The following is a 26,744-nucleotide window of genomic DNA, read 5'->3' as shown; positions in this document are numbered from 1 at the left end:
TGGGTGAGTTCCACGATCGACGAGAGCAGCCCGCGCAGCTACGAAGTGCGCACGTTCGGCTGCCAGATGAACGTCCATGACTCCGAGCGCATGTCGGGTCTTCTCGAGGCTGCGGGCTACGTCCGGGCCGAGGAGGGGACCGAACCGGACGTCGTGGTCTTCAACACCTGTGCCGTACGGGAGAACGCCGACAACCGCCTGTACGGCAACCTCGGCCAGCTCCGGCCCGTAAAGGACCGGCACCCCGGCATGCAGATCGCGGTCGGAGGCTGCCTCGCCCAGAAGGATCGGGACACGATCCTCGAGAAGGCGCCTTGGGTCGATGCCGTCTTCGGAACTCACAACGTCGGCGCTCTTCCCGCGCTGCTTGAACGCTCGCGGCACAATCACGAGGCCCAACTCGAGATCCTTGAATCTTTGGAAGTCTTTCCTTCGACGCTGCCGACCAAGCGCGATTCGGTCTACAGCGGCTGGGTGTCCATCTCTGTGGGCTGCAACAACACGTGCACGTTCTGCATCGTCCCCAGCCTCCGAGGCAAGGAGCGCGATCGGCGCCCGGGCGAGATCCTGGCCGAGATCCAGGCACTCGTGGACGACGGCGCCATCGAGGTCACACTGCTGGGTCAGAACGTGAACTCGTATGGCGTCGAGTTCGGCGACAGGCTCGCGTTCGGCAAGCTCCTGCGCGCATGCGGCGAGATCCGAGGACTCGAGCGAGTGCGCTTCACGAGCCCGCATCCGGCGGCCTTTACCGATGACGTGATCGAGGCGATGGCTGAAACGCCGAACGTCATGCCGCAGCTGCACATGCCGCTCCAGTCGGGCTCGGACCGTTTGCTCCGCGCAATGCGGCGTTCGTACCGTTCGTCCAGATTCCTTGGAATCCTCGACCGGGTCCGCGAGCGGATCCCTCACGCGGCGATCACGACCGACATCATCGTCGGGTTCCCAGGGGAGACCGAGGAGGACTTCCAGGCGACCCTCGACGTCGTCGAACGCGCGCGCTTCTCGAGCGCCTTCACATTCCAGTACTCGAAGCGGCCAGGCACTCCGGCCGCCGAGATGCCCGGGCAGCTCCCCAAGGCCGTCGTCCAGGAGCGCTATGAGCGCCTCATCGCCTTGCAGGAACGCATCTCCGAGGAGGAGAACGCGCGCCAGGTGGGCCGCGAGGTCGAGCTCCTCGTGACAGCTCAGAGCGGCCGCAAGGCGGGGGAGACCCACCGGCTCTCGGGACGCGCGAAAGATCATAGGCTCGTCCATTTCACCGTTCCCGCCGGTGCCGAGGAACCGCGCCCCGGCGATCTTGTGCGCCTCAGCGTGACCGAGGCCGCGCCTCATCACCTCATCGCGGATCCGCGACCCGAGGAGTATTCAGTGCGCCGCTCGCGCGCCGGCGATGCTTGGGATCGAGCCCAAGCGGACTCGTGCGGCGCCCCCAACCCGGGAACGGCGGCGACGGCGTCGGCAACGCGGGCCGCTGTGAGCCTCGGAATGCCCTCGCTTCCTTTGCATGCGGGATAGCCAGTGGATCGAGGCGAGTCGCCCGGGCCGGTGATCGCCGTCGTCGGTCCCACTGGCACGGGCAAGTCGGATCTCGCCGTGGAGCTGGCCTTGGCTCTGGATGGGGAGATCGTGAATACCGACTCGATGCAGTTCTACCGGGGCATGGACATCGGGACGGCGAAACTCTCGGTCGAAGAGCGTCGGGGTGTTCCCCACCACCTCCTCGACATCCTTGACGTGCACGAGGACGCGAGTGTCTCGGCCTTCCAGACCGCCGCGCGCGCCGCGATCGAGGACATCCATTCAAGGGGCCGCCGGGCCATCCTCGCAGGTGGTTCTGGCCTCTACGTGCGGGCGGCGACCGATGTCCTCGAGTTTCCCGGAACCGATCCGGCAGTCCGCGCCCGGCTCGAGAAGGAGGCGGAGAGCGAGGGAATCGGGGCCCTCGCGAGGCGACTCCAGGAGATCGATCCGGAGTCGGCGTCCCGACTTCGGGACGCGCGGCGGATCATCCGGGCTCTCGAGGTCCGCGAGGTGACCGGACGGCCGTTCAGTTCCTTCATGCCGCGGCGGGAGTATGTGCAGCCGACCTTGCAGATCGGCTTGGACATGGACCGCCCCTCCCTGCACAGTCGGCTCGCCGAGCGAGTCCGCGGCATGGTGCGGGCGGGACTCGTAGACGAGGTGCGGAGGCTCGAGGGCGAAGGCCTCCGCGAGGGACGCACCGCCTCGCGTGCGCTCGGCTATGCGCAGTTCCTGCGGGTGCTCGACGGCGAGGCCACAGCAGAGGAAGCTGCTGAGGAGACCATCATCGCGACCCGCCAGTTCGCCCGACGACAGGTGACCTGGTTCCGTGCGGATCCCAGAGTCCAGTGGCTCGATGCCCTTCGCCCCGACGTCGTGGCCGCCGCGCTCGCCCTCGTCTCGTCGACGGGTTCCGCAGGGGGCGTCGGTATTCTAGACGCATGACCGCCGCCCCAGATTCCTTGATCTTCGCCGCGCGCCCGCTCGCTGAGCTTGCAGGGCTCCCGTTCGCAAAGGGCCACGGGACCGGAAACGATTTCGTCCTCATCGCCGATCCCGACGGCATCCGCGATGTCACAGCCGTCCAGGCAGCAGCGCTCTGCGATCGGCATCTGGGCATCGGGGCAGACGGCCTCATCAGGGCGGTGCGCTCGGAGCAGCTTCCGGAGGGCCGTGAGATCCTCGCGGAGGATCCCGACGCCGTGTGGTTCATGGACTACCGCAACGCCGACGGCTCCGTATCCGAGATGTGCGGCAACGGTGTCCGTGTCTTCGTGGCGTTCCTGCTCGATCAGGGGCTCGTCGACCTCGAGCCCGGAGGCACGCTGCCTGTCGGCACGCGCGCGGGGGTGAAGCGCGTGGAACGCCGCGACGGAGGCTTCGCGGTCGATATGGGGCCGTGGCAGTTCATTCACCCTGCGCAGGCGGAAGCAGAGGCGGGGGACTCCCTCGTCACCGCTGACGGACTCGATGTCTCCCGTCCCGCGCTGAGCGTGAGCATGGGGAACCCCCACACCGTCGTTGCCCTCGCCGAGGATGCAGAGCTCGAGAGGCTCCGGCTGTTCGACTCGCCGAAGGTCGAGCCGGTGCCGCCGCACGGAACGAACGTCGAGTTCGTCGTGCCCGCGGAGCCGCTCGTTCGCGACGGGATCGGAAGCATCGCGATGCGCGTGCACGAGCGGGGGGTGGGGGAGACGCAGTCCTGTGGAACCGGCGCCTGCGCTGCCGCGGTAGCGATCCGCCACTGGGCCGGCGCAGGCGCACCGAGCCGCTGGGACGTGCGCGTTCCGGGGGGAACCGTGCAGGTCGCGTTCGTGACCGCCCCTGAAGGGACCGAGCACGTCGAGCTCAGCGGTCCCGCCGTGATCGTCGCGCACGGCTCTCTCGGCTAGGAGCTGCCCTCTCCTCCCCGGGTGACCCGGAGAATCCGGAAGCCCTTCGACGTGGCTTCGCGGCCGACGTCGTACGCCCCGCCGAGGGTGTCCGCAAGCCAGCGCTGAAGCGAATCGGCGCCGAGGTTCTTCTGCACGACGAGCCATGCCTCCCCGCCCACCTCGAGACGGGGGAGCCACTGAAGGAGCAGCTCGTGCAGGGCCTGCTTGCCGATTCGGATCGGCGGGTTGGACCAGATCGTGGAGAACCGCAAATCAGCTGGCACGTCTTCGGGAAGAGCCGCACGGATGTTGGCGAGCCCCAGCCTTCCTGCGTTGGCCGCCGTGAGCGAGAGGCTTCGCTCGTTGACGTCGACGGCGTGCACGGTCGCACCGGGAGAGCGCAGCGCCATCGTGAGGGCGATCGGCCCCCAACCGCACCCGACGTCGAGCAGGTTGCCTTCCGGCGCGGGGTCGGGGACTTCCGCGAGCAGCACGGCCGTACCCTTGTCCACCCCATCCGGGCTGAAGATGCCCGACGAGGTCTCGAGAGCGCGCTCGGCTCCTTCGAGGACGACGGCGAGGGGGCGCCGTACGTCGGGCACGTCCGGCTGAGCGTTGAAATAGTGGGCGGGTTCCATCATCAAGTAGAATAGATCCATGCGCCTGTTCAAGTAGCCACCCCTTCCCGCTGGCCAACGCCCCGCCGTCGATCTCGTTCCGGCCGGGCTCAACAGGACGAACCCATGGAGACGCCTTATGCGTGACCTCTCTTCTGTCACCCCTGAGAACTATTCTGGAAAGGACTTCCCGACGAAGGAGAACATGACCAACCACGACGCCGCGCGCGAGCCGCAGCCGCAGGACCTGAGCGCCCAGGACATTCAGGCCGTCATCGACCGGATCCTCGCGAAGGAGGAGGCAGCCGCCGCCAAGGGCGCGGGCCACCGAGCGGAGGACAACGGCGACCGCGCACCGTCCGCTCGCCGCGGGGGCCTCACGAGCGGCAAGGCTCTTGCGCTGTCCGAACTCGACGACGAACACGGCGAGTACGACGGCGAACAGCGCGACCTCGAAGAGCGCAGGGCCCTCCGCCGCACCGCGGGCCTCTCGACAGAACTCGAGGATGTAACCGAGGTCGAATACCGGCAGCTGCGCCTCGAGCGCGTCGTGCTGGCGGGCCTGTGGAGCGAGGGCAGTCTCGAAGACGCCGAGAACTCCCTTCAGGAGCTCGCGGCGCTCGCCGAGACCGCGGGCTCGGAGGTGCTAGACGGTATTGTCCAGCGCCGGCTCAAGCCGGACGCGGGGACGTTCCTCGGCTCGGGCAAGGCGCAGGAGCTCAAAGACATCGTCTACTCGACCGGCGCAGACACTGTGATCGTCGACTCGGAACTGTCGCCGTCGCAGCGGCGCGGACTCGAGGACATCGTCAAGGTCAAGGTCATCGACCGGACGGCACTCATCCTCGACATCTTCGCCCAGCATGCCAAGAGCCGCGAAGGCAAGGCCCAGGTCGAACTCGCCCAGCTCGAGTACCTGCTCCCGCGCCTCCGCGGCTGGGGCGAATCGATGTCCCGCCAGGCGGGCGGTCGAGTCGGCGCCGCGGGCGGTGGGATCGGCTCCCGTGGCCCCGGCGAGACGAAGATCGAGCTCGACCGGCGCCGCATCCGCACGCGGATGGCCAAGCTTCGGCGAGAGATTGCTGGGATGAAGCCTGCCCGTGAGACGAAGCGGGCCAATCGCAAACGCAACGAAGTTCCGTCCGTCGCGATCGCGGGATACACGAACGCGGGCAAGTCTTCACTGCTCAACCGGCTCACGGATGCAGGGGTCCTCGTGGAGAACGCCCTGTTCGCGACCCTGGATCCCACCGTGCGGCGGGCCGAGACGCCGGATGGCCTTCCGTACACCCTTTCCGACACCGTCGGGTTCGTGCGGTCGCTTCCGACGCAGCTCGTGGAGGCCTTCCGCTCGACGCTCGAGGAAGTCGCCGACGCGGACCTGATCCTCCACGTCGTCGACGCGTCGCATCCTGATCCGGAGGGCCAGATCGCCGCTGTCCGGGAGGTGTTCTCGGAGGTCGACGCCCGGAAGATCCCCGAGATCATCGTCCTCAACAAGGCCGACGCTGCCGACCCCTTCGTCCTCGAGCGGCTTCGTCAGCACGAGCCGCGCAACGTCGTGGTCTCGGCGCGGACCGGCCTCGGAATCGACGAGCTCAAGCAGACGATCAGCGCAGCCATCCCGCGGCCGGACGTCATGCTCACGCTCCTCATCCCGTACAGCCGGGGTGACCTCCTCAGCAAGCTTCACGAGAGCAGCTCGGAGATCCGCTCGCTTGAGCACACGGCGGACGGCACAGTTGCGCGCGTAGTGGTGCGCGAGGAGTTCGCTGCGGAGTTGGAGCCGTTCGTCGTCGATGACTGAGGTGAGGGTGAGCGCGGTCGAGGAGACCGCTGTCCGACTGCTGGACGTCGCAGTTGCGGCGATGGGCGGCCAGCAGCGCGACGGTCAGCACGAGATGGCGCGGCACGTGGCGCGCTCGATCGACGAGGGCAAACACCTGCTTGTGCAGGCGGGGACGGGAACGGGCAAGTCGCTTGCCTACCTCGTGCCGCTCATCGCGCACGCGCAGAGCAGCGGCCGGCCCGCTGTTGTTGCCACGGCCACGCTCGCCCTTCAGGCCCAGATCGTCGGCCGCGACCTCCCGCGGCTGCTCTCGGCGATTACGCCTGAGCTCGACCATCCAGTCGACGTCGCCCTCATCAAGGGGCGATCGAACTATCTGTGCAAGCACAAGCTCTCGGGCGGGTTCCCCTCTGACGAGGGCGGCGAGGGGACCCTCTTCGCCCTCGGCGAGGACACCGGCGTCGCCCACCCGGCTGGCTCCGGTCCAACAACCCAGCTCGGGCGCGAGATCAAGCGCCTGCGGGAGTGGGCGGAGGAGACTGATACAGGGGACCGTGACGATCTTGTGCCCGGGGTCACGGATCGCGCGTGGCGCCAGGTCTCGGTCACCGCCCTCGAGTGCCTCGGAGCCCAGAGGTGTCCCATGGCCGCCGAGTGCTTCAGCGAACTTGCGCGGCAGCGCGGCGCCGAAGCGGATCTGGTGGTCACCAACCATGCGATGCTCGCGATCAACGCCTTCGAGGGGCTCAACGTCCTGCCGGAGCACGACATTGTGGTCGTCGACGAGGCGCATGAGCTCCAGGACCGCGTGACGGGGGCAGTGAGCGGGCAACTCTCGAGCGCGATGGCCACTGCCGCGACGTCCAGCCTGCGCCGCCACTGCGGCCTCTCGGTCGAGGCGCTCCAATCGGCCGCCGTTCAGCTCGAGCTCGCGCTGGCGGATGTTCCGACGGGACTCCTTGCCCGGGGGCTCACTGAGGAGCTCGCGCAGGCCCTCGTGCTGCTGCGCGACGCGAGCCGCGCGGCGCTCTCTGACTCCAAGCCGGGCGACGGTCAGTCCTCCGATGGCGGCCGACAGGTGGCGCGGTCCCGGGTCAGCGCAGTACTCGAGTGCTGCGAGCGGATGCTCGACGCGGAGGCCCAGGGAGAGGTCATCTGGGTCTCGCGAACCGGGACGTTCGACCCCGCATCCGGTTATTCCGCACCCGCTGACGATGCACCTGCAACGCTGTGCATCGCGCCCCTCAACGTCGGCGGAAAGCTGCGTGACGGCCTCTTCGCCGACCACACTGTGGTGCTCACATCTGCGACTCTCGCGATCGGGGCCGCGTTCGAGCCCGCCGCCGGAGGGCTAGGCCTCCTCGGCAAGGGCGCCCCGACCTGGACCGGCGTGGACGTCGGTTCTCCCTTCGACTATCCACGTCAGGGCATCCTCTATGTTGCGCGCCATCTACCCAAGCCGGGCCGAGGTGTATCCGCAGAGGCAATCGACGAGCTCGAGACCCTGATCCGGGCGTCCTCCGGCGGCGCGCTTTGCCTCTTCTCGTCACGGCGCGCCGCCGAGGACGCCGCTGACGAGCTGCGCGAGCGCCTGGACGTTCCGATCCTCTGCCAGGGCGAGTCATCTATGAGCGCCCTCGTACGGCAGTTCGCAGACGAGCCGGACACCTGTCTCTTCGGGACGATGTCCCTGTGGCAGGGCGTCGATGTGCCCGGTCATTCGTGCCGGCTCGTGGTGATCGACCGCATCCCGTTCCCGCGGCCTGACGACCCCCTTGCGACGGCCCGATCGCGCGCCGTCGCACAAGCGGGCGGGAATGGCTTCATGAGTGTTTCGGCTTCGCACGCGGCCGTGCGGCTCGCACAGGGCGCTGGCAGGCTCATCCGCTCCACGGAGGACCGCGGGGTGGTCGCGGTGCTCGATTCACGCCTTGCCACGGAACGCTACGGCGCGTTCCTCCGCTCGGCGCTTCCGCCCTTGTGGGGCACCACGGACCGCGCAGTCGTGCTCAAGGCGCTCGAGCGGCTCGCTGCCTCAGACGACTGAGCGCAGCACCGAGACAACGCGGCCCATGATGGTCGCGTGGTCGCCCAGGATCGGCTCGTAGCGGGTGTTCTGCGGGAGCAGCCAAGTGTGGCCATCTCGCTGCCGAAACGTCTTGACCGTCGCCTCGTCGTCGAGGAGCGCCGCGACGATATCGCCGTTCTCTGCGTCGTTCTGGCGCCGGACGACGACCCAGTCCCCGTCGCAGATGGCCGCGTCGATCATCGAATCTCCGCGGACGCGCAGCATGAACAGCTCTCCGTAGCCCACGAGCTGCCGGGGGAGTGGCATGACGTCCTCTACGACCTGGTCGGCGAGGATCGGGCCGCCGGCGGCGATGCGCCCGACGAGCGGAACCATCGCGGTGTCCGCGGCGCTCGCCATGTCATCCACCGGGATGCCTCCGACGCCGAGCACCGGTGCCGCGCTCTCGGCCTCCATGGTGAGGGGGCGCTCGTCGAGGTTCAGCGGCATGAGGACTTCCATGGCCCGGGGCCGCTTGGGATCGCGGCGGAGGTAGCCGAGCTTCTCGAGCTGGGCGAGCTGGTGGGTCACGCTTGAGAGGCTTGCAAGGCCGACAGTGTCGCCGATCTCCCGCATCGACGGTGGGTAGCCCTTGGTCTGGACCGAGCGCTGGATCGTCTCGAGGATCTTCCGCTGGCGCACCGTGAGTCCTTTGGCGGCTCTGGCCACTCCTGCCATGCGTGCCCTCTTTCCCGTTTCTCGGTCTTCTGCTTCGTGCTCTGCGTGGTCTTCTTCGCGGGCTCCTTATTTTGTCGGTGCCCGCCTGGATGCTGATTCCACCGTAGGGGACACGGAGGCACCTTTCAAACATGTGTTCTAGCGAGTCTGGACATCGTTCGATGAGAAGTGCTAAAAGTGTTCTGGCTGGTTCGAAGACATGTTCGAAGACATTCCTGAGGAGGAAGAACCGTGGCACACGCATTCGCAGTTCCGTTCGCAGGGGCACCGGCTCAATCAGCCGGGGCGGAGGATCGGCGTTCCCGCCTGCGGCTCACGCGCCGCGGCCGACTGGTGCTCATTGCGCTGCCGTCGTTCCTTGGGGCGGTCCTGCTGCTCGCGTTCCTCAGCGGACTCATCGCGCCTGCGCATGCTGGCGATACCGCCCCGACAGTCACTCACACGAGGCAGGTGACCCTCCAGCAGGGGCAATCGCTGTGGACTGTCGCTGCGCAGTACGCTCCAGACCGCGACCCGCGCGCGGTTATCGGCGAGATCGTCGAGCTCAACAACCTCGATTCGACCAATGTCGCTGCAGGGCAGCAGATTCAGGTCCCGACGGCAGGCTGAAGCGGGGCTCAAAGAAGCGGGGCTTAAAGCTGAGGCGGGCCTGGTTCACGAATGCGGAGCCGTCATCCGTGCGGGCGTAGGCTGGACCGGTGAACGATCAGACTGTGCAGCCCACCTCCCGTGAGGAGCGCCTCGCGCGGCTCCCTTTGCGCGAGGACCTGCGCGGCCAGCATCCTTACGGAGCGCCGCAGCTGGACGTCCCGATCATGCTCAACGTCAACGAGAATACGTACGGAGTGCCCCAGGACGTCCAGGAGGCCATAGCTCGATCCGTGCGAGAAGCCGTCTCGACGCTCAACAGATACCCCGACCGCGAATTCACCGAGCTTCGCGAGGCTCTCGCCGAGTATCTGGGCCATGACCTGACCCCCGAGCAGCTCTGGGCCGCCAACGGCTCGAACGAGGTGCTCCAGCAGCTCCTCCAGGCCTTCGGCGGTCCCGGTCGCTCTGCCCTCGGCTTCCCTCCGACCTATTCCATGTACCCACTGCTTGCCGCGGGTACAGGAACCGCCTACCTCAAGGGCGTGCGGGATGCCGATTACGAGCTCAGCGCGGAATCGGCGGCGCGGCAGGTGCGGGAGCTCGCGCCCAACATCGTCTTCCTGTGCTCGCCGAACAACCCCACGGGGACCGCGCTCGGCCTCGACGTCGTCGAAGCCGTGTACGAAGCCGGCGAGGAGAGCCAAGCCATCGTTATCGTCGACGAGGCGTATGCGGAGTTCGCACAGCTCGGGACGCAGAGCGCACTCACGCTCCTTCCGGGACGTCCGCGACTCGTGGTCAGCCGGACGATGAGCAAGGCCTTCGCCCTCGCCGGCGCCCGTCTCGGGTACCTCGCGGCGGCGCAAGAGGTGACCGACGCCCTCCGGCTCGTCCGCCTTCCCTACCACCTCTCAGCGATAACCCAGGCGACTGCCCTCGCGGCCCTTCAGCACCGCGCTTCACTCATGTCCGAGGTCGAGGCGATCAAGCACCAGCGGGACCGCATCGTGAAGGAGCTCGAGCGACTGGGGCTGAGGCCCGCATCCTCCGATTCGAACTTCGTCTTCTTCACCGGGCTGGCGGATCCACAGCGCATCTGGCGGGGACTGCTCGAGGCAGGCGTGCTGGTCCGTGACGTGGGAATCCCCGGCAGCCTTCGGGTGACGGCCGGAACCGAGTCCGAGACCTCTGCCTTCCTCTCGCGGCTCGAAGAGCTCCTCGAGGAGGAGCGCTCCTAGGCCGCCTAGAATGGATTGGTCTCCCGCATCAGCTTCCATTGAAGGACGTTCACCCATGACCACCGAGCTGCAGGCTGCGCGTCGCACTTCGCGAACGGCGCGGATGGAGCGCACGACTTCCGAGTCGTCCGTCTTCGTAGAGATCAACCTCGACGGCACGGGCCGTTCCGAGATCTCGAGCAGCGTGCCCTTCTACGATCACATGCTCACGGCGCTGTCCAAGCATTCGCTCATCGATCTCACAGTCAGGGCCACGGGGGACACGCACATCGACGTCCACCACACTGTCGAGGACATCGCGATCACCTTTGGCGAGGTGCTCAAGGAAGCGCTCGGAAGCAAGGCGGGCATCCGGCGGTTCGGCGAGGCGACGATTCCGCTCGACGAGGCGCTCGCGAACGCGGTGGTGGACGTTTCCGGACGGCCATACCTCGTCCACTCCGGCGAGCCGGCGGGGCAGGAGTACCACCTCATCGGCGGCCACTTCACCGGGTCCCTCACACGCCACGTCTTCGAGGCGATCACCCTGCACGCGGGCATCTGCCTGCACATGACTGTGCTCGCCGGCCGGGATCCGCACCACATCGTCGAGGCGCAGTTCAAGGCGTTCGCCCGCGCCCTGCGGGCCGCAGTCGAACTCGACCCGCGGATCGGCGAGGCAATCCCTTCGACGAAGGGTGCGCTGTGAGCGAAGCGGGGGAGTCCGCAACCAACGGAATCGCCGTGGACGCACGCAACCACGGGGGCCCCGCACCCGATCCCGAAGGGCGCCCCACCGTCGTCGTCCTCGATTACGGCTCGGGCAACGTGCGCTCGGCGGTTCGCGCACTCGAAAGCGCTGGTGCGGCTGTAACCCTGAGTTCGAAGCCGGAGGATGCGCTCAACGCGGATGGTCTCGTGGTTCCGGGCGTCGGTGCATTCGCGACGGTCATGGACGAGCTCAAGTCGGTGGACGGCCTGAGGATCATCGGTCGGCGCGTGGCCGGGGGTCGCCCGGTTCTCGCCATCTGCGTCGGCCTCCAGGTCATGTTCGAGCGCGGTGTCGAGCACGGCGTCGAGTCGGAGGGACTCGGGGAGTGGCCGGGAACCGTAGAGCTGCTGCCTGCCGCCGTCGTCCCCCACATGGGATGGAACACGGTGAGCGTGCCCGAAGGGTCGCGCCTGTTCGAGGGCATCGAGGACGAGCGCTTCTACTTCGTGCACTCGTACGGCGTGCAGGAATGGAAGTTCGACGCTAGCCATCCGGGCATGGCAGCGCCGCTCGTGACTTGGTCGGAGCACGGTGCTCCGTTCATCGCGGCTGTCGAGAACGGCCCGCTGTGCGCGACGCAGTTCCACCCGGAGAAGTCGGGCGAGGCCGGCGCGCGGTTGCTGCGGAACTGGGTGTCTTCCCTCAAGCCGAAGAACGCGCCCTCGAATGAGAAGGCCTCCGCCTAGATGTGGTCGGTGCTGCTCTTCGGCCTCGCCGGGATCCTCATCGGCGGTGTCGTGTCCTTCCGCCGTCAGGGAATGGCGAACTGGGTCTGGATCTCATTCGCTGTTCTCGCTGCCGCCGCGCTTGTCGCTGCCTACCTCTTCACTCAATCGGCCTGAAAGCCGCCCACCACAAGGAGATCCTTCATGACCGCTGGCGAGTCCATCCTCGAGCTGCTGCCCGCCGTTGACGTCGCCGACGGCCAGGCCGTGCGCCTCGTGCAGGGCGAGGCCGGGAGTGAGACGAGCTACGGCGAGCCGCTCGAGGCGGCGCTCGCCTGGCAGAACGACGGTGCCGAGTGGGTGCATCTGGTCGACCTCGATGCCGCTTTCGGTCGCGGCAGCAATCGCGAGCTGCTCGCCGACGTCGTTCGCCAGCTCTCCGTGAAGGTCGAGCTCTCCGGCGGCATCCGCGACGACGCGTCCCTCGACGCCGCGCTCGAGCTCGGCGCCGCGCGGGTCAACCTCGGGACGGCAGCACTCGAGGACCCGGCCTGGACGGCGCGCGCGATCGAGCGCTACGGCGACCAGATCGCCGTCGGCCTCGATGTACGGGGGACGACGCTCGCCGCCCGCGGCTGGACGAAGGAGGGCGGTGACCTCTGGGAGGTGCTCGCGCGCCTCGAGGACGCAGGATGCTCGCGCTACGTCGTCACGGATGTCACGAAGGACGGAACGCTGCGCGGCCCCAATGTCGAACTCCTCCGCGAGATGTGCGAGCGGACCGACAAGCCTGTTGTCGCCTCGGGTGGAATCTCGAGCCTCGACGATCTCCGTGCGCTCCGCGAGCTAGTCCCACTCGGCGTCGAGGGAGCGATCGTCGGCAAAGCGCTCTACGCGGGCAAGTTCACGCTGCCGGAGGCGCTCGACGTCGCCGGCCGCCGGTGACATGAGCGCGGAAGGCAACCCGGCCCCGCGGCACCTTCCGGGGCACATTGCAGCAGCCCTCCACCGGGCGGGCGAGGGAACTGACTCGGCCGGCCAGCCCTGGGCGGGGCGCGACCTCGCCGGCGAGGGGAATCCGCTCCACCGCTTCGACGCCGACGACGGCGCGGCGGACCCGGCCGTAGAGGCGGCCTTGGAGGCGCTTGCCTCGGGCGGGACGGAGGAAGCTGTCCACGAGGCGCTCTCGGCGGCCCGGGTGTTCGTCCCTGTCGTCGCGACCCTTGCCGAGGGCGGTCTCGGCGACCATGGCTTCGCAGAGGACAAAGAGGCCGATATGGCCCTCGTGACGCTCAGCGCCCCCGATGGGCGAAAGGCTCTCCCCGCGTTCACCTCCGTCGCGCGGCTTGAATCGTGGCACCCCGAGGCGCGTCCTGTCGCTGTCTTTGCACCACGGGCTGCCCTTTCGGCCGTTTCGGAGGGTGCCGAACTCGTGGTCCTCGATCCCGGGGCGGACAGAACCTTCGTGCTTCGCCGGCCGGCCGTATGGGCGTTGGCGCAGCAACGGCTATGGACGCCGTCGTACCGCGACGAGACGCTCGTGCAGGTCGTTGCGGCCGCCATCGAGGGGATCGAGCAGATTCGCGGGGTTCGTCTTGAGCCGGGCAAGGGCGTCGTGAGCCGAGACCGCTCAGGGCGGATCCTGAACGGCGGCGGCCCGGGTCCTGAGCTCCGGATCGTTCTCGAGCTCAGCGCCGGCTTGCCTGCGGAGTCCGTACGTGGCATCGTGGCAGAGCTGAACGGCCGGCTCGCACGCACCGAGCGCTTCGCAGAGGCCGTGGACTCGATCGAGGTTTCCCTCCGCACGGCAGGGGTCCGATAGGGGAAGGCGTTACGGGGAGGACGCAAAGAGGGGGACCGATGGACTTCGCCCTGTACGGGCAACTTTGGCGGCGCCGCCCCGTACGGAATCTGCTGCTCGTCGCGATGGTCGCGCGGATTCCACACTCGGCAGCCGGCGTGCTGCTCACGCTGCATGTCGTCCAGACCCTTCGCCTGGGTTACGGCCCAGCCGGGGCCGTGGCGGCGCTCCTCACGATCGGCATCGCGATCGGTGCACCGTGGCGTGGTCGCCGGGTCGACACGGTCGGGCTCCGGCGCGCGCTCATCCCCTCGATTGTGGCTGAGGCCGTCGTCTGGTCGATTGCGCCGCATCTCAACTACCCCGGCCTGCTGGCTGCGGCCCTCGTCGGCGGAATGTTCGCGTTGCCGATCTTCTCCGTCGTGCGGCAGTCGCTCGGCGTCATGACGACACCCGCTCAGAGGCGGACGGCCTTTGCGCTCGATTCCATCTGCACCGAAGTCACGTTCATGGTGGGGCCCGCGCTCGCGGCGCTTGTCGGGGTGCAGCTCTCTACCGTCGTCGGAATCACGGCCGTCGGTCTCTCGGCGGCCCTTGCCGGACTCGCTCTCGTCTGGTTCAACCCTCCGACGCGCTCGGGTCAGCCAGGTGCTGTAGCGGACGAGGGCGCAGCGGCCTGCGAGCCGGATGTGGCATCGGGGGTTGAATCGGCCGAGAGCGCAGCACCCGCTGAGGTCGCTGCCGGCCAGGCGGACGGCGCCTCGGGCCTGCGCCGGATCATCGGCCGTGCCAGCGGAGGGCTCGGCTGGCTCTCGACGGGCGTCGTCGTCGTTCTCGTCGTCGCTGCCGGAGCGGGCATCGTCCTGTCGGGTACCGACGTCGGGATCGTGGCTGTCCTGCGCGGTCACGGCCAGGGGGAGGAACTCGGAGTCGTCTTCTTCGCGTGGTGCCTCTCCTCGCTCGTCGGCGGTCTCGTCTACGGCGCGATGACTCGCAAGGTGCATCCACTCGTGCTGCTGCTACTCATGTCTGCGCTCACGATCCCGATGGGGTTCGCGGGAGACGTGGCGAGTCTGGCCCTGCTCTCCGTGCCTGCCGGGTTCCTCTGCGCGCCTACGCTCTCCGCGGCGTCCGAGGCCGTGGCCTCGCTCGTCGACGAAGCGCGCCGCGGCGAGGCCATGGGCTGGTACGGTTCCGCGCTCACGGCGGGGACGGCCCTTGGCTCGCCCTTCACAGGACTCACGATCGACGCAGTCGGACCCTGGGCCGGCTTCGTCGGGATAGGGGTCGAGGGCGTCGTGCTATGCGGCGCGGGCCTGCTCGCGCAGGGCGCGCGACGACGGCGTCGCGCCGCCGTCGAAGGGGTCAGTTGACAGGGCCGGTGTACTTCTCGCCGGGGCCCTTTCCCGGAGCGTCTTGGATGGTCGACGCCTCTCGGAACGCAAGCTGAAGCGATCGCAGCCCGTCGCGAAGTGGGGCCGCGTGCTGGGAGCCGATCTCGGGGGCCGCGGCGGTGACGAGGCCTGCCAGCGCTGTGATGAGCTTTCGTGCCTCGTCGAGGTCCTTGAGTTCTTCACCCTCGTCGGCCAGACCTACTTTGACGGCCGCGGCGCTCATGAGGTGGACCGCGGTGGTCGTGATGACCTCGACGGCGGGGACTTCCGCGATGTCCCGCAGTTCGGTGCTCGCGCCGGCGCCCGTGCCGTTCTGGTCAGTGTGGTCAGTGCTCATGCTGCTAAGCTTGGCACAGACCGACTGGATGTCGTTATTCAGGCGTTTTTTTGCCTGTATACTTGATTGACAGTTTGCAAGCGGAGATCTCTCCCACCCGCGTCGGCGTGCGATCGCATTGCTGCCGGGTACTCAGGTTGACTGGCGCGGCACCCCGCCGCTGCCGGACACGGCGTCCAAGGCGGCGCCCACCTTCGAGGCCTCCGATTGCACCGACAATCGGGGGCCTTCCTCGTTGTCGGGGCTGTCCCGGACTACTTGAGGAGCTTGAACATTAGCGATCCACGCATCAATGAGCGAATCCGCGTCCCTGAGGTGCGCCTCGTGGGGCCTGCTGGCGAGCAGGTCGGCATCGTGCGTATCGAGGACGCGCTGCGTCTGGCGGCCGAGTCGGACCTCGATCTCGTTGAGGTAGCACCCCAGGCGAAACCGCCGGTGTGCAAGCTGATGGACTTCGGCAAGTACAAGTACGAGGCCGCGGTCAAGGCTCGCGAGGCACGCAAGAACCAGACGAACACGGTTCTGAAGGAGATTCGCTTCCGCCTCAAGATCGATACCCACGACTATGAGACGAAGAAGGGCCACGCGCTGCGCTTCCTCGGGGCCGGGGACAAGGTCAAGGCCATGATCCAGTTCCGCGGCCGCGAACAGCAGCGTCCCGAGATGGGCATCCGGCTCCTGCAGCGCTTCGCGGACGATGTGGCCGAGGTCGGCACCATCGAATCGGCGCCGCGCATCGACGGTCGCAACATGGTCATGGTGATCGGTCCGCTCAAGAACAAGGCTGAGGCGAAGGCCGAGGCCCGAAGGGTCGCGCAGCGCGCCGCTGACAAGGCCAAGGCCGAGGCAGCGAAGACCGCGAGCGTGACAGCGGACAACGCTCCGCTGACCCAGTCTCTGGGCGACGCGCTTCCCGAGGCCCTGCGGCAGGCGGCCGTCCAGGCCGATGAGCAGGCGCCCGAGGCCGTGGAGGCTGAGGCGTCGGCCGAGACGCCGCAGGAGGAGACGACGGCGGAAACGCCAGCTGTAGCGGTGGAGGAACCGGCGCACGCGGCGGAGGAACCGGCGCAGGCGGCGGAGACGCCAGCTATGGCGGCGGAGGAACCGGCGCAGCCGGCCGAGAGGCCAGCTTCGGTGACGGAGACGCCCGCAGCCAAGAAGCCCGTGGCCCAACCCGAGCGCAAGGCGGCTCCGGCTCCTTCGCCCAGGCCGGCACCGGCGCCTCGGCCCCAGGCACCCAAGCCCGCCGAGGCCGCCAAGCCCGCAGCGCCGAAGCCGTCGGCGCCTCGGCCGCAGGCCCCGAAGCCGGGAGCACCTCGACCCGGTGCCGCAGCTCCCAAGCCCTCGGCACCACGCCCGTCAGGACGACGGGGCAACTAGTCCACCGCAGCCGCTGAAGACCTTTCGGTCTTGGCGGCCAGCGGAACCACCAGTCGGCCCGCGGAAGCGGGCCGCCAGAGAAAGCCGCGGCCTGGTGCCGCGGGAAACGAAGGAGATCGGTCACCATGCCGAAGATGAAGACCCACAGTGGCGCCAAGAAGCGCTTCAAGCTGACTGGCTCGGGCAAGCTCAAGCGTCAGCAGGCGAACCGCCGCCACTACCTCGAGCACAAGCCGACGACGCTCACGCGCCGCCTGCACGCGGACAAGATCGTGTCCGGAGGCGACGCCAAGGTCATCAAGCGGATGCTCGGCATCTGAGTTCTTTCCCAGTCAACCGGCCCTTCGGGGCCACCTAGCCGTCCCGGCCGGGCGCAGGGCGCCCGCGGCTCTGGGAAGGATTCTGAAGGAGTACACACATGGCACGTGTGAAGCGGGCAGTCAACGCCCATAAGAAGCGCCGCACCGTCCTCGATCGGGCGTCCGGCTACCGAGGCCAGCGTTCGCGCCTCTACCGCAAGGCCAAAGAGCAGCTGCTGCACTCGTTCGTCTACAGCTACCAGGACCGCCACAAGCGCAAGGGCGACTTCCGCCGCCTCTGGATCCAGCGCATCAACGCCGCTGCCCGCGCCAACGGCCTGACCTACAACCGCCTCATCCAGGGCCTCAAGGCCGCCGAGGTCGAGGTTGACCGCCGCATGCTCGCCGAGCTTGCTGTCTCCGACGCCGGCGCATTCGCCGCCCTCGTCGAGGTTGCCAAGAAGGCCCTCCCGTCGGACGTCAACGCTCCGGTTGCCGCGAAGTAGTCCATCGCACACCGCGCTCTGAACGCCCGCACTGCCGCTCGGCAGTGCGGGCGTTCGCTTAAGGTGGACCCGTGACTTCCATGACCAATCCCCGCGCCGACCGCGTCCGGGATGTCGCCAAGCTGGCCCAGCGTTCGGCCCGCCAACGGCGTGGGCTGTTCCTCGTGGAGGGGCCCCAAGCCGTACGTGAGGCCCTGCGGCTTGACGCTAGCCGCGGCACGCCGCTTGTGACCGAGGTCTACGCGAGCCCCGCCTGCCTCGACCGGTATCCGGAGCTGGACGAACTGGCCACCGCGACGGGCGCCCTCCGCCTCGCAACCGACGAGGTGCTGGCTGCCCTGGCGGACACCGTGAACCCCCAGGGGATTGTGGCTGTGTGCCGCTATCTCGACACCTCCCTCGACGACGTCCTCGCGCGGTCCCCGCGTCTCGTGGCCGTCCTGTGCCGCGTCCAGGACCCGGGCAACGCGGGGACCATCCTGCGGGCGGCCGACGCAGCAGGCGCAGACGCTGTGGTCCTCACAGAGGGCAGCGTCGACGTCTACAACCCGAAGGTCGTCCGGAGCACGGCAGGGTCCTTGTTCCACGTCCCCGTCGTCATCGGGGTGGATGGGGACGAGCTCGTCGCCCGGGTGCGCGAAGCCGGCCTTGGCGTGCTCGCCGCAGACGGCTACGGCGTCGTCGACCTCGACGTGCTCCAGGACGAGAGTGCAGCCCGCCGCCTGGGCTCCGAAGCAAGCGGTGGGGGGAATGGCGCTGGCGACTCGCCGTCGTCGTACGCTCTGGAGCGCCCCACAGCGTGGCTCTTCGGCAACGAAGCCCAAGGGCTCTCCGAAGAGGAGCTGGCACTTGCCGATGCCAGGGTTGCCGTGCCCATCTACGGCGAAGCGGAAAGCCTCAACGTCGGGACTGCCGCCACGGTGTGCCTCTACGCGAGCGCGCGGGCACAGCGGCTTGACCCCGGACTGAACGGGTAGGTTCAGAGGCATGTCGGCTTCCGGGGGTCCCAAGGCAGTAGTCGCGGCGCTCGCGGCCAACCTCTCGATCGCGGCGATGAAGTTCGTCGCGTTCGTACTCACGTCATCTTCATCAATGCTCGCCGAGGCCATCCACTCCGTCGCAGACTCCGGAAACCAGGTTCTGCTGCTGATCGGCGGAAAGCGGTCCGCGCGTCAGGCGAGCCCGCAGCACCCGTTCGGCTATGGTCGCGAGCGCTACATCTACGCCTTCATCGTCTCGATCGTCCTGTTCACGGTCGGTGGCCTCTTTGCCCTGTTCGAGGCGTGGGAGAAGTTCCAGCATCCCGAGCCGATCGAGGGCGCGTGGTGGTGGGTACCCCTCGCGATCCTGCTCGGCTCGATCGTTGCTGAGGGCCTCTCATTCCGCACCGCAATGGGGGCGTCCCGGCCTTCGCGCGGAGGGCAGAGTCTCGCGCAGTTCGTCCGTGCGGCGAAGCAGCCGGAGCTTCCGGTGATCCTTCTCGAGGACTTCGGGGCGCTCATCGGGCTCGCGTGTGCGCTTTTCGGCGTCTCGCTCACGCTCATTACCGGCAACGGGGTCTGGGATGCCGTCGGCACCGCGATGATCGGGATCCTGCTCGTGGTCATCGCAGCGGTCCTGGCGTTCGAGACGAGTTCGCTCCTGGTCGGCGAATCGGCCACCTCTTCCGACATCGCGAAGATCGAGTCGGCCCTGGAGAGCGATGGGACGCGCATCATCCACCTGCGCACGATGCACCTCGGACCGGACGAACTGCTCGTCGCCGCCAAGTTCAGCGTGGGGACCGCGTCGACGGGCGCGCAGATCGCCAAGGCGATCGACGACGCCGAGGCGCGGATCCGGGCGGCAGTTCCGAGCGCGCGGGTCATCTATCTCGAGCCGGACATCCCGCGCGCGGACTAGCCAGCCCATTCTCCTAGGCCGGGTCGGGTTCTACACTGTGGGCATCCAACGGCGGACTCACGGAGGACATCGACCATGGCTGTCATCGAGCAAGTACGCGAAGGAATGCATGTCGTCGGACCGGATGGAAAGAAGATCGGCAAGGTCGCGGAACTCAAGATGGGCGATCCGGAGGCAGTGACTACCGAGGGCCAGACCGCTCCTGAGACCGGGGGCCTCGGCAGCCTTATCGATGACCTTGCCGAAACCGCAAAGCTGCCCCGACACATCGCGGAACGGCTCTTGCGGCTGGGCTACGTGAAGGTCGACAAGTCTGGCCTGCTCGCAGGAGACCGATATGTCGCGGCGGATGAGCTCGACCGGGTCGAGGACGACACGCTGTGGCTCAACGTAGGCGAACACGCCGACCAGTAGGGGGCCGGTGCCACAGCCAACAGCACCTAGACTTGCCCAGTGCATGTGGAAGGAGCGCCGGGGACAGTCCAAGTAGTGGGCGCGGCGATTGTCGATTCCCTCGGGCGCCCAATGAGGCTGCTCGCCGCCCGAAGGACTGCTCCGCCGGCCTTCGCGGGAATGTGGGAGTTCCCCGGCGGGAAGGTCGAGCCGGGCGAGACACCTGAGGCCGCACTGCACCGGGAGCTCGCCGAGGAGCTGGGCATCCGCGTGCAGCTTGGCCGGGAGGTTGCCGCCCCCGAGCCGGGCGGATGGCCACTCAACGCGAAGGCAGCCATGCGCGTCTGGTTCGCCGAGATCATCGACGGGGATCCCTCGCCGCTCGAGGACCACGATGAACTGCGGTGGGTGGAGCTGGACGACGTCGAGCGCCTTACGGGCCTCGCCTGGATTCCCGCCGACTTCCCCATCCTCGAGGCCGTGCGAGCAGCCGGCTGCGCCTAGGCTCCGGGCTCAGAAGAGCTCGCCCTGCACGGCCGCGGGCCGGAGCGCGATGCTGCTCTCAGGGGTGCTGCCCTCAGCTGCGCTGCCCGCGCGAGAGGCCCCCATGCGGTGCCCAAAGCTCTCCGAGCCGGCGAAGCCATGCCGCGCCTTCGCCGCGCTGACCCGGCGGGCGAGCCACGTCCGATAGTCCTTGGGCGCATACGCCCCGGCTCCGTAGAGCCGCCGGTACCGCCCCACAAGGCGAGGATGCTCACGCGCGAGCCACTGCATGAACCATTCTTTGGTCCCGGGGCGCAGGTGGAGCGCGCCGGCCGTCACCCCGGTCGCGCCGGCCGAGGCGAGGGAGCCGAACAGAGCGTCGAGCTGTTCCTCGCCATCCGTGAGCCAAGGCAGGATCGGCATGGCCATCACGCCGCACGCGAGCCCGGCATCCCGCAGTTTCGAGATGAGGGACAACCTGGCCGAGGGCGTCGGGGTCCCCGGTTCGATCATGGACTGGAGGGCGGGATCGAGCATCGCGAGCGATATTGCGGTGCCCACGGAGACGTGAGCGGCTGCCGCCTTCAGGAGAGGCAGGTCGCGGGCGAGCAGGGTTCCCTTCGTGAGGATCGAGAAGGGAGTGCCTGATTCGGCGAGTGCGCGGATGATCCCCGGCATGAGCGCGTACCGCCCCTCGGCACGCTGGTATGGATCGGTGTTGGTGCCGAGGGCCACGTGCTCACGGGACCATGAGGGCCTCGCGAGTTCTGCCTTCAGTACCTCGACGACGTTGACCTTGACCACGAGCTGGCGGTCGAAGTCGAGGCCCGAATCGAGGTCGAGATAGGCGTGGGTGCCGCGCGCGAAGCAGTACACGCACGCATGGCTGCACCCTCGGTAGGGATTGATCGTCCACCGAAACGGCATGGAGGACGCCGGCGGCACCTTGTTGAGCGCCGATCTCGCGGCGACCTCATGGAACGTGATGCCTTGGAACTCCGGCGTCCGGACGGCCCGGAGTAGGCCTGCAAGCGGAATGAGAGGAGTTCCCTCCCCGCTCGCTTCGCTCTCACCCTGCGCCGTCTGCGTGTTCCATCGCATGGCAACTATTCGAATACATCTTCGAACTTGATGTCAAGCCCTGCTCGCCTTGCTGGGGGCCGGCGAGAGTCGCCACGTCACTGCGACGGAGGCGTTGACGTCCGTTTCGCCCGCCTCGATCGGCATGGGCTGGACTGTGCTCGCGAGGGCAGCCCGAGCGAGGGGGACGGGCGCCCCGGGCGGAGTGAAGGCAGCAGCGTCGATCCGTAGGACCTCGCCCAGGGTGCGTCCCGCCTTGCGCGCGAGCCGCTCGGCGGCGGCCCGCGCGTCGTCGAACGCCGCCTCCTGAGCCGCTGCCTCGAGGCTCGCCCGATCGCTCACCTCCAGTCCGACGCCGTGGACCCTGAGCGCGTCCCCAGCGGAGCGCACGACGGCGTCGAGCACCTTGGGCGTGTCCGCGAGCTCGCGCACGGTGACGGTAAGGCCGGTGCTGGCCACGTAGGCGACGACCTCCTGGGCGCTGTTCTCGCGCCACACCGTCTCGCTGCGGACGCTGAGGCCGCTGGTCGAAATGTCGTGGCGGGGAATTCCCTGCTCGAGCACACCCTCCACGACCCTTCGCGCCGCCGCGGATGCGCCCGAATAGGCATGGGCCAGGCCCGCCTCGCGTACTTCGACGCCGAGGCGGAGGACGGCGGTGTCCGGTGCGGCGCGGACGGCGCCGACGCCGGTCGTGCTGACAAGGTCGGGCTTGCGTACCACGTCTCCCACGGTAGCGGGGCTCCGCTGGCTCGCCCAGAGTCTAGGGCACGTCTACTAGACTGAGGGCGCAAACCCACCCGCTGCGTAAGAACGGTCCATGACTGAAACACTGCCCGGCGCCACCGTCCCGGATCCTCTGGACGAGACCGCCGTCACCGCCGCCGTCGAGCGCGCCCTCCAGGACATCTCGGGCGCGGCCAATCTGGACGAACTCAAGGCCGTCCGCATCGCCCACACCGGAGAGAAGTCTCCGCTTGCCCTCGCCAATCGCGCCATCGGCTCGTTGCCCAAGGAATCCAAGGCGAGCGCGGGCAAGATCATCGGCTCGGCGCGCGGCCGCGTCAACAAGGCGATTGCCGAGCGCTCCGAGGTTCTCGAGGCGGAGAACGACGCCCGGATCCTCCTCGAGGAGACGGTCGACGTGACGGCTGCGCCCCGGCGTCGCCGCGCGGGCGCCCGCCACCCCCTCTCGACGCTTCAGGATCGCGTGAGCGACATCTTCGTGGGCATGGGCTGGGAGATCGCCGAGGGTCCCGAGGTCGAGTCCGAGTGGTTCAACTTCGACGCCCTCAACTTCAAGCCGGACCACCCCGCGCGGGAGATGCAGGACACGTTCTTCGTCGATCCTCCCGAGCGGCATGTCCTCCTGCGCACGCACACCTCGCCGGTCCAGGTGCGGGCCATGCTCGAGCGCGAGGTGCCGATCTATGTCCTGTGCCCGGGGAAGGTGTTCCGCACGGACGAGCTCGATGCGACGCACACCCCCGTCTTCCACCAGTTCGAGGGCCTTGCCGTCGACAAGGGGCTCAGCATGGCGGATCTCCGCGGGACCCTTGAGCACTTCGCTCGGCTCATGTTCGGCCAGGAGGCGCAGATCAGGCTTCGCCCGAACTACTTCCCGTTCACCGAACCGAGCGCCGAACTCGACATCTGGCATCCCGGTGCGAAGGGCGGCCCCCGCTGGATCGAGTGGGGCGGCTGCGGCATGGTCAACCCCAACGTCCTCCGGGCTGCAGGGATCGACCCCGACGTCTACTCCGGCTTCGCCTTCGGCATGGGCATCGAGCGGACCCTCATGTTCCGCAACGACGTCGTCGACATGCGGGACATGATCGAGGGCGATGTCCGCTTCAGCGAGCACTTCGGGATGGAGATCTAGGGACATGCGAATCCCCCTTTCATGGCTGCGCGAGTACACGCAGCTTCCGGCGGACGCGACCGCCGAAGACCTCATGGCTGACCTCGTCTCCGTCGGACTCGAAGAGGAGGCCGTGCACCGGCCCTCCGAGAGCATCAGCGGGCCGATCGTGGTCGGGCAGGTCCTCAGCCTTGTCAAGGAGCCGCAGACCAACGGCAAGACCATCAACTGGTGCCAGGTCCGCGTGGTCCCCGAAGGCCAGGAGCAGACGCTTACCGGCAAGGGCATCGACCCCTCCGGGGTGCAGGGCATCGTCTGCGGCGCCCACAACTTCGTCGAGGGCGACAAGGTCGTTGTGACCTTGCCGGGCGCGACGCTGCCGGGCGACTTCCATATCGCTGCCCGCAAGACGTACGGTCACGTCTCCGCCGGCATGATCGCGTCGGCTCGCGAGCTCGGCATCGGCGAGGACCACGACGGCATCATCGTCCTCTCGCGCCTCGGCCTCGACCCGGAGCTCGGTACGGACGCCCTCGCACTCTTCGGACTGAACGACCAGGCCGCTGAGATCAACGTGACCCCGGATCGCAGCTACTGCTTCTCGATCCGCGGCATCGCTCGCGAATACGCGCACGCCACGGGCACCTCGTTCGAGGACCCCGCCACGCTCGTCACCGCGCCGGCATCCCTCGAAGGCGGCTACGACGTCGTTCTCGACGACCGTGCGCCGATCTACGGCGTCCTCGGCTGCGATCGCTTCGTCGCCCGCACAGTGCGCGGGATCGACCCGACCCGGCCCACCCCCCAGTGGATGGTTTCCCGCCTTCGGCTCGCCGGGGTGCGCTCCATCTCGCTGCCCGTCGACATCTCGAACTACGTCATGTTCGAGCTGGGCCAGCCGACGCACTGCTATGACCTCGACAAGCTCACCGGCACGATCACGGTGCGTCGAGCCGAGGAGAGCGAGAAGCTCGAGACACTCGACGGCAAGGTCCGCGAGCTCGATCCGGAGGACCTGCTCATCACCGACGAGTCTGGCCCCATCGGCATTGCAGGCGTCATGGGCGGCGCCTCGACGGAGTGTTCGGACACGACGGTCAACGTTCTCGTCGAGTCTGCCCACTTCGACACGGTGACCGTCGGCCGCTCCCGCCGTCGGCACAAGCTGCCCTCCGAGGCATCCAAGCGCTTCGAACGCGGGGTCGACTGGCAGGTCGCAGACGAGGCTGCACAGCGGGTCGTCGACCTGCTGGTCGAGCTCGGCGGCGGCGTGGCGGACGAGTCCGGCACGGATGTGGGCAGTGCGCCCGAGCCCGTCAACATCCTGCTGCCCGGGGCGTTCGCGTCCGAACGCATCGGCATGGAGTTCAGCGAGGAGCTCATCGCACGGACGCTGGGAGACCTCGGGGCCAAGATCGAGCGGCGGGGTGCGGACTACCTCGTCACGCCGCCGAGCTGGCGCCTCGACCTCGAGACGAAGGAGGACCTCTCCGAAGAGATCGCGCGCCTCGTCGGCTACGACAAGATTCCCTCGCGCCTTCCGGTTGCGCCCCCCGGCCGGGGCCTGACCCGGACGCAGCAGCAGCGCCGTCGCCTCGTGCAGGCCCTCGCCGACGCTGGCCTGACGGAGGTGCTCGCGTACCCCTTCGTCTCGCAGGCAGCCAACGACACGTTCGGCGTCGCCGAAGCCGGAGCGGTGCGCCCTGCCGTCAAGCTCGCGAATCCGCTGAGCGAGGAGCTCGGCTGGCTGCGGACGTCGATACTCCCGGGCCTGCTCGAGGTCGCGAAGCGCAACCTCTCGCGCGGGTTCCGCGACCTCGCGCTCTTCGAGGCGGGGCTCGTGTTCCTGCCCGAAGACAGCAGGATCGGTACGGCTTCGATCCCGCCGCTCGGCACTCTGCCGACTGACGACGTCCTCGATGCGCTCGAGGCGGGCCTCCCGCATCAGCCGCTACACATCGGTGCGGTCTTCACCGGCCACGACTCGCCCGCCGCAGCGAACCACGCGCCCAGGCTCTGGGACTGGTCCGACGCTCTCGACATAGCGCGTCTGGCAGGGGACATCCTGGGGGTCGAGCTCGTCGTGACCCAAGGCGTCCATCAGGCCTTCCACCCGGGGCGGACGGCGCAGCTTGCCCTTCGCACGGGCGAGGTCGTCGGTTTCGCCGGCGAGCTCCACCCGAAGCTCCTGGCGGCTCAGGACCTGCCAGCGCGTTCGGTCGCGCTCGAGCTCGACGCGGACATGTTGTTCGAAGCCGCCCCCGACGTGATCGTGGCGCGGCACATCTCGACGTTCCCGATGGCGACGCAGGACGTCGCGCTCATTGTCGACGCCGGGGTCCCGGCCGACGATGTCAAGGAAGCGTTGCGGGAGGGAGCAGGCGAGCTCCTCGAGGAGGTGCACCTCTTCGACGTGTACGCGGGCCAGGGCATCGGCGAGGGGAAGAAGTCGCTCGCGTTCGGCCTGCGGTTCCGAGCTTCGGACCGCACGCTGACCGCGGACGAGGCCTCGGAGGCGAGGGCAGCAGCCGTCGCGCGCGCCGCCGAACGTTTCGGGGCCGTTCAACGCTGATCCTACGAGCCGTGCCGCTTGGGGGAGCCGACCTTCCTTGGCCGACGGGCGAGCCGACGGCGGGGGAGGCCCAGCGTGCGCGAGCGATGGCGGATCGGGACAAGGCGCGCGAGTTCACGCTCGCGCGCCTCGCCTTGCGTGGCCTCGTCGCGAGTGTGCTCGGGCTACCGCCGCAGGTCATCCTCCCGGCCTATGAGTGCCCGGATTGCGGCCAAGGAGAGCACGGCTCACCCGGTTTTGCCCTGTACCGCGATCACGGCGGGCAGGTCGGGCTGCCGATCGCTGCGAGTGCGTCCCGGGCGGGCGGCTGGGCTCTGCTCGCAGTCGCGCCGGCCGACGACGGCGAGCGGGTGCGTCTCGGCGTCGACCTCGCGGCCGTCGCGGATTTACGGAACGCCGTTCCCGAGGCGGCCTTCTCGCGGGCAGAGCGCCGTCGTCTGTCCCAAGTCCCCGACCGGGGCGCCGAGGCCGCGCGGCTCTGGGCTCGCAAGGAGGCCCTTCTCAAGGCCCGTGGGGAGGGTCTGCGCACGGACCCCGCCACCGTCGAGACTCTCGACAATCCCAGTATCGCGGATCTTTCCACGAGCGGGCTCGGGCTCCCGGGCGGCTTCGTGGCGGCACTCGCCGTCGTCAAGCCTTGACGACGCCCTCGGGCAGGGCAGGGAGCTCCTGGCAGTAAAGCCAGCGGTCCAGTATGCGCGCGGCGTCGAAGTCCGCGACCTCGATGCAGACGCGGTCGAGCACCGCGACGAGGTCGGGCGTTGACGCGTTGCCGTGGCGGTAGTCGGATGCGAAGGCCCGCAGCGAACGGAAGAAGAGCTCCTCGCCCACAGCCGTCGACGAGCAGGCCGCCGAGGATCGGGCCCACGAGCGTGGCGAAGCCGGCTGTCGCGCCCCAGAGGGCCATCGCCGTTCCGCGCTTTTCGGGCGGGGAGGTG

General features: G+C 68.4%; 28 protein-coding genes and 1 pseudogene. 23 read left to right on the top strand and 6 right to left on the bottom strand.

The annotated features are described in order from the left end of the window. The first annotated feature begins 3 nt into the window (after window positions 1-3). Genes miaB through dapF form a run of 3 tightly spaced genes read left to right on the top strand, consistent with a single transcriptional unit; the run spans window position 4 to window position 3,419 of the window. Window positions 4-1,521, top strand: coding sequence for a tRNA (N6-isopentenyl adenosine(37)-C2)-methylthiotransferase MiaB (miaB, locus tag LK10_RS18505; protein ID WP_043127066.1), 1,518 nt, complete (start codon window positions 4-6; stop codon window positions 1,519-1,521). 3 nt (window positions 1,522-1,524) lie between these two features. Continuing rightward, window positions 1,525-2,472 carry a tRNA (adenosine(37)-N6)-dimethylallyltransferase MiaA gene (gene miaA, locus LK10_RS18500; RefSeq protein ID WP_043127063.1) on the top strand — a complete coding sequence of 316 codons (948 nt, stop codon included), beginning with the start codon at window positions 1,525-1,527 and terminating at the stop codon, window positions 2,470-2,472. Then, on the top strand, window positions 2,469-3,419 hold the full coding sequence (dapF, locus tag LK10_RS18495) for a diaminopimelate epimerase (RefSeq protein WP_052207572.1): 951 nt from the start codon (window positions 2,469-2,471) through the stop codon (window positions 3,417-3,419). Before miaA ends, dapF begins: the two co-directional genes overlap by 4 nt. Here dapF and LK10_RS18490 read toward each other — a convergent pair. After that, on the bottom strand, window positions 3,416-4,039 hold the full coding sequence (locus tag LK10_RS18490; RefSeq protein ID WP_043127223.1) for a class I SAM-dependent methyltransferase: 624 nt from the start codon (window positions 4,037-4,039) through the stop codon (window positions 3,416-3,418). The two genes, dapF and LK10_RS18490, sit on opposite strands and share 4 nt — an antisense overlap. Window positions 4,040-4,223: 184 nt before the next feature. Here LK10_RS18490 and hflX point away from each other — a divergent pair, with 184 nt between their 5' ends. Both hflX and LK10_RS18480 read left to right on the top strand, forming a co-directional pair. Then, window positions 4,224-5,825, top strand: coding sequence for a GTPase HflX (hflX, locus tag LK10_RS18485; RefSeq protein ID WP_043127220.1), 1,602 nt, complete (start codon window positions 4,224-4,226; stop codon window positions 5,823-5,825). Continuing rightward, window positions 5,818-7,854 (top strand): ATP-dependent DNA helicase, encoded by a 2,037-nt coding sequence (locus LK10_RS18480; RefSeq protein WP_043127060.1) that lies wholly within the window; start codon window positions 5,818-5,820, stop codon window positions 7,852-7,854. Before hflX ends, LK10_RS18480 begins: the two co-directional genes overlap by 8 nt. Here LK10_RS18480 and lexA read toward each other — a convergent pair. Further along, complete coding sequence (gene lexA, locus LK10_RS18475; RefSeq protein WP_043127057.1) at window positions 7,843-8,553, bottom strand: transcriptional repressor LexA; 711 nt, start codon at window positions 8,551-8,553, stop codon at window positions 7,843-7,845. The genes LK10_RS18480 and lexA overlap by 12 nt on opposite strands. A 231-nt stretch (window positions 8,554-8,784) precedes the next feature. On the opposite strand from lexA, the gene LK10_RS18470 reads away from it, so the two are divergent. The 8 genes from LK10_RS18470 to LK10_RS18440 all read left to right on the top strand — a co-directional run bounded on the left by LK10_RS18470 (window position 8,785) and on the right by LK10_RS18440 (window position 14,972). Continuing rightward, on the top strand, window positions 8,785-9,162 hold the full coding sequence (locus LK10_RS18470) for a LysM peptidoglycan-binding domain-containing protein (protein WP_043127055.1): 378 nt from the start codon (window positions 8,785-8,787) through the stop codon (window positions 9,160-9,162). A gap of 89 nt (window positions 9,163-9,251) precedes the next feature. Further along, window positions 9,252-10,382, top strand: a complete 1,131-nt coding sequence (locus LK10_RS18465) for a histidinol-phosphate transaminase (protein ID WP_231567842.1) — start codon at window positions 9,252-9,254, stop codon at window positions 10,380-10,382. Window positions 10,383-10,437: 55 nt separating this feature from the next. Further along, window positions 10,438-11,070, top strand: coding sequence for an imidazoleglycerol-phosphate dehydratase HisB (hisB, locus tag LK10_RS18460; RefSeq protein WP_043127052.1), 633 nt, complete (start codon window positions 10,438-10,440; stop codon window positions 11,068-11,070). Window positions 11,071-11,099: 29 nt separating this feature from the next. Beyond that, window positions 11,100-11,819 carry an imidazole glycerol phosphate synthase subunit HisH gene (hisH, locus tag LK10_RS18455; RefSeq protein WP_156144264.1) on the top strand — a complete coding sequence of 240 codons (720 nt, stop codon included), beginning with the start codon at window positions 11,100-11,102 and terminating at the stop codon, window positions 11,817-11,819. 9 nt (window positions 11,820-11,828) lie between these two features. Further along, window positions 11,829-11,975: a hypothetical protein gene (locus LK10_RS22445; protein ID WP_197061997.1), complete on the top strand. Its 147-nt coding sequence runs from the start codon at window positions 11,829-11,831 to the stop codon at window positions 11,973-11,975. 27 nt (window positions 11,976-12,002) lie between these two features. Beyond that, complete coding sequence (gene priA, locus LK10_RS18450; protein ID WP_043127049.1) at window positions 12,003-12,743, top strand: bifunctional 1-(5-phosphoribosyl)-5-((5-phosphoribosylamino)methylideneamino)imidazole-4-carboxamide isomerase/phosphoribosylanthranilate isomerase PriA; 741 nt, start codon at window positions 12,003-12,005, stop codon at window positions 12,741-12,743. A gap of 1 nt (window position 12,744) precedes the next feature. Continuing rightward, window positions 12,745-13,620, top strand: coding sequence for an SseB family protein (locus LK10_RS18445; protein WP_043127046.1), 876 nt, complete (start codon window positions 12,745-12,747; stop codon window positions 13,618-13,620). Window positions 13,621-13,658: 38 nt separating this feature from the next. After that, window positions 13,659-14,972 carry an MFS transporter gene (locus LK10_RS18440; protein ID WP_043127043.1) on the top strand — a complete coding sequence of 438 codons (1,314 nt, stop codon included), beginning with the start codon at window positions 13,659-13,661 and terminating at the stop codon, window positions 14,970-14,972. Here LK10_RS18440 and LK10_RS18435 read toward each other — a convergent pair. After that, window positions 14,965-15,330, bottom strand: a complete 366-nt coding sequence (locus LK10_RS18435; protein WP_043127040.1) for a DUF1844 domain-containing protein — start codon at window positions 15,328-15,330, stop codon at window positions 14,965-14,967. The genes LK10_RS18440 and LK10_RS18435 overlap by 8 nt on opposite strands. Window positions 15,331-15,597: 267 nt before the next feature. Here LK10_RS18435 and infC point away from each other — a divergent pair, with 267 nt between their 5' ends. From infC to LK10_RS18400, 7 genes are all read left to right on the top strand, one after another. Then, on the top strand, window positions 15,598-16,710 hold the full coding sequence (gene infC / locus LK10_RS22900) for a translation initiation factor IF-3 (RefSeq protein WP_269429535.1): 1,113 nt from the start codon (window positions 15,598-15,600) through the stop codon (window positions 16,708-16,710). Between the two features lie 125 nt (window positions 16,711-16,835). Continuing rightward, complete coding sequence (gene rpmI, locus LK10_RS18425; RefSeq protein WP_043127037.1) at window positions 16,836-17,030, top strand: 50S ribosomal protein L35; 195 nt, start codon at window positions 16,836-16,838, stop codon at window positions 17,028-17,030. Window positions 17,031-17,128: 98 nt separating this feature from the next. Continuing rightward, complete coding sequence (rplT, locus tag LK10_RS18420) at window positions 17,129-17,515, top strand: 50S ribosomal protein L20 (RefSeq protein WP_043127034.1); 387 nt, start codon at window positions 17,129-17,131, stop codon at window positions 17,513-17,515. Between the two features lie 80 nt (window positions 17,516-17,595). Next, window positions 17,596-18,492 (top strand): TrmH family RNA methyltransferase, encoded by an 897-nt coding sequence (locus tag LK10_RS18415; RefSeq protein ID WP_043127031.1) that lies wholly within the window; start codon window positions 17,596-17,598, stop codon window positions 18,490-18,492. Between the two features lie 10 nt (window positions 18,493-18,502). Continuing rightward, the gene (locus tag LK10_RS18410) at window positions 18,503-19,417 is read left to right on the top strand and encodes a cation diffusion facilitator family transporter (protein ID WP_043127028.1); all 915 of its coding nucleotides are present in this window, start codon (window positions 18,503-18,505) and stop codon (window positions 19,415-19,417) included. A gap of 75 nt (window positions 19,418-19,492) precedes the next feature. Then, window positions 19,493-19,831, top strand: a complete 339-nt coding sequence (locus LK10_RS18405; protein WP_052207571.1) for a hypothetical protein — start codon at window positions 19,493-19,495, stop codon at window positions 19,829-19,831. Window positions 19,832-19,870: 39 nt separating this feature from the next. Then, window positions 19,871-20,314, top strand: a complete 444-nt coding sequence (locus tag LK10_RS18400; RefSeq protein ID WP_408021469.1) for a (deoxy)nucleoside triphosphate pyrophosphohydrolase — start codon at window positions 19,871-19,873, stop codon at window positions 20,312-20,314. A gap of 9 nt (window positions 20,315-20,323) precedes the next feature. Here the strand turns inward: LK10_RS18400 and LK10_RS18395 are convergent, their stop codons facing one another. Both LK10_RS18395 and LK10_RS18390 read right to left on the bottom strand, forming a co-directional pair. Further along, window positions 20,324-21,394, bottom strand: coding sequence for an Rv2578c family radical SAM protein (locus tag LK10_RS18395; RefSeq protein ID WP_081998676.1), 1,071 nt, complete (start codon window positions 21,392-21,394; stop codon window positions 20,324-20,326). A gap of 33 nt (window positions 21,395-21,427) precedes the next feature. Then, window positions 21,428-22,096, bottom strand: a complete 669-nt coding sequence (locus LK10_RS18390) for an SIMPL domain-containing protein (RefSeq protein WP_043127195.1) — start codon at window positions 22,094-22,096, stop codon at window positions 21,428-21,430. A 97-nt stretch (window positions 22,097-22,193) separates the two neighbouring features. Between LK10_RS18390 and pheS the strand changes: the two genes are divergently transcribed. From pheS to LK10_RS18375, 3 genes are read left to right on the top strand one after another with little or no spacing between them, the layout of a single operon-like run. Next, window positions 22,194-23,255, top strand: a complete 1,062-nt coding sequence (gene pheS, locus LK10_RS18385) for a phenylalanine--tRNA ligase subunit alpha (RefSeq protein WP_043127026.1) — start codon at window positions 22,194-22,196, stop codon at window positions 23,253-23,255. Window positions 23,256-23,259: 4 nt separating this feature from the next. Beyond that, complete coding sequence (gene pheT / locus LK10_RS18380; protein ID WP_043127024.1) at window positions 23,260-25,806, top strand: phenylalanine--tRNA ligase subunit beta; 2,547 nt, start codon at window positions 23,260-23,262, stop codon at window positions 25,804-25,806. 11 nt (window positions 25,807-25,817) lie between these two features. Continuing rightward, window positions 25,818-26,447 carry a 4'-phosphopantetheinyl transferase family protein gene (locus tag LK10_RS18375; protein WP_156144256.1) on the top strand — a complete coding sequence of 210 codons (630 nt, stop codon included), beginning with the start codon at window positions 25,818-25,820 and terminating at the stop codon, window positions 26,445-26,447. Here the strand turns inward: LK10_RS18375 and LK10_RS18370 are convergent. Further along, a pseudogene (locus LK10_RS18370) lies at window positions 26,437-26,744 on the bottom strand (hypothetical protein); the annotation flags it as partial. The gene LK10_RS18375 and the pseudogene LK10_RS18370 overlap by 11 nt on opposite strands.

Source organism: Sinomonas humi, from assembly GCF_000802235.1.
GTDB lineage: Bacteria > Actinomycetota > Actinomycetes > Actinomycetales > Micrococcaceae > Sinomonas > Sinomonas humi.
Note: the sequence above shows the minus strand (reverse complement) of the source record. Positions and strands in the feature narration are given on the sequence as shown.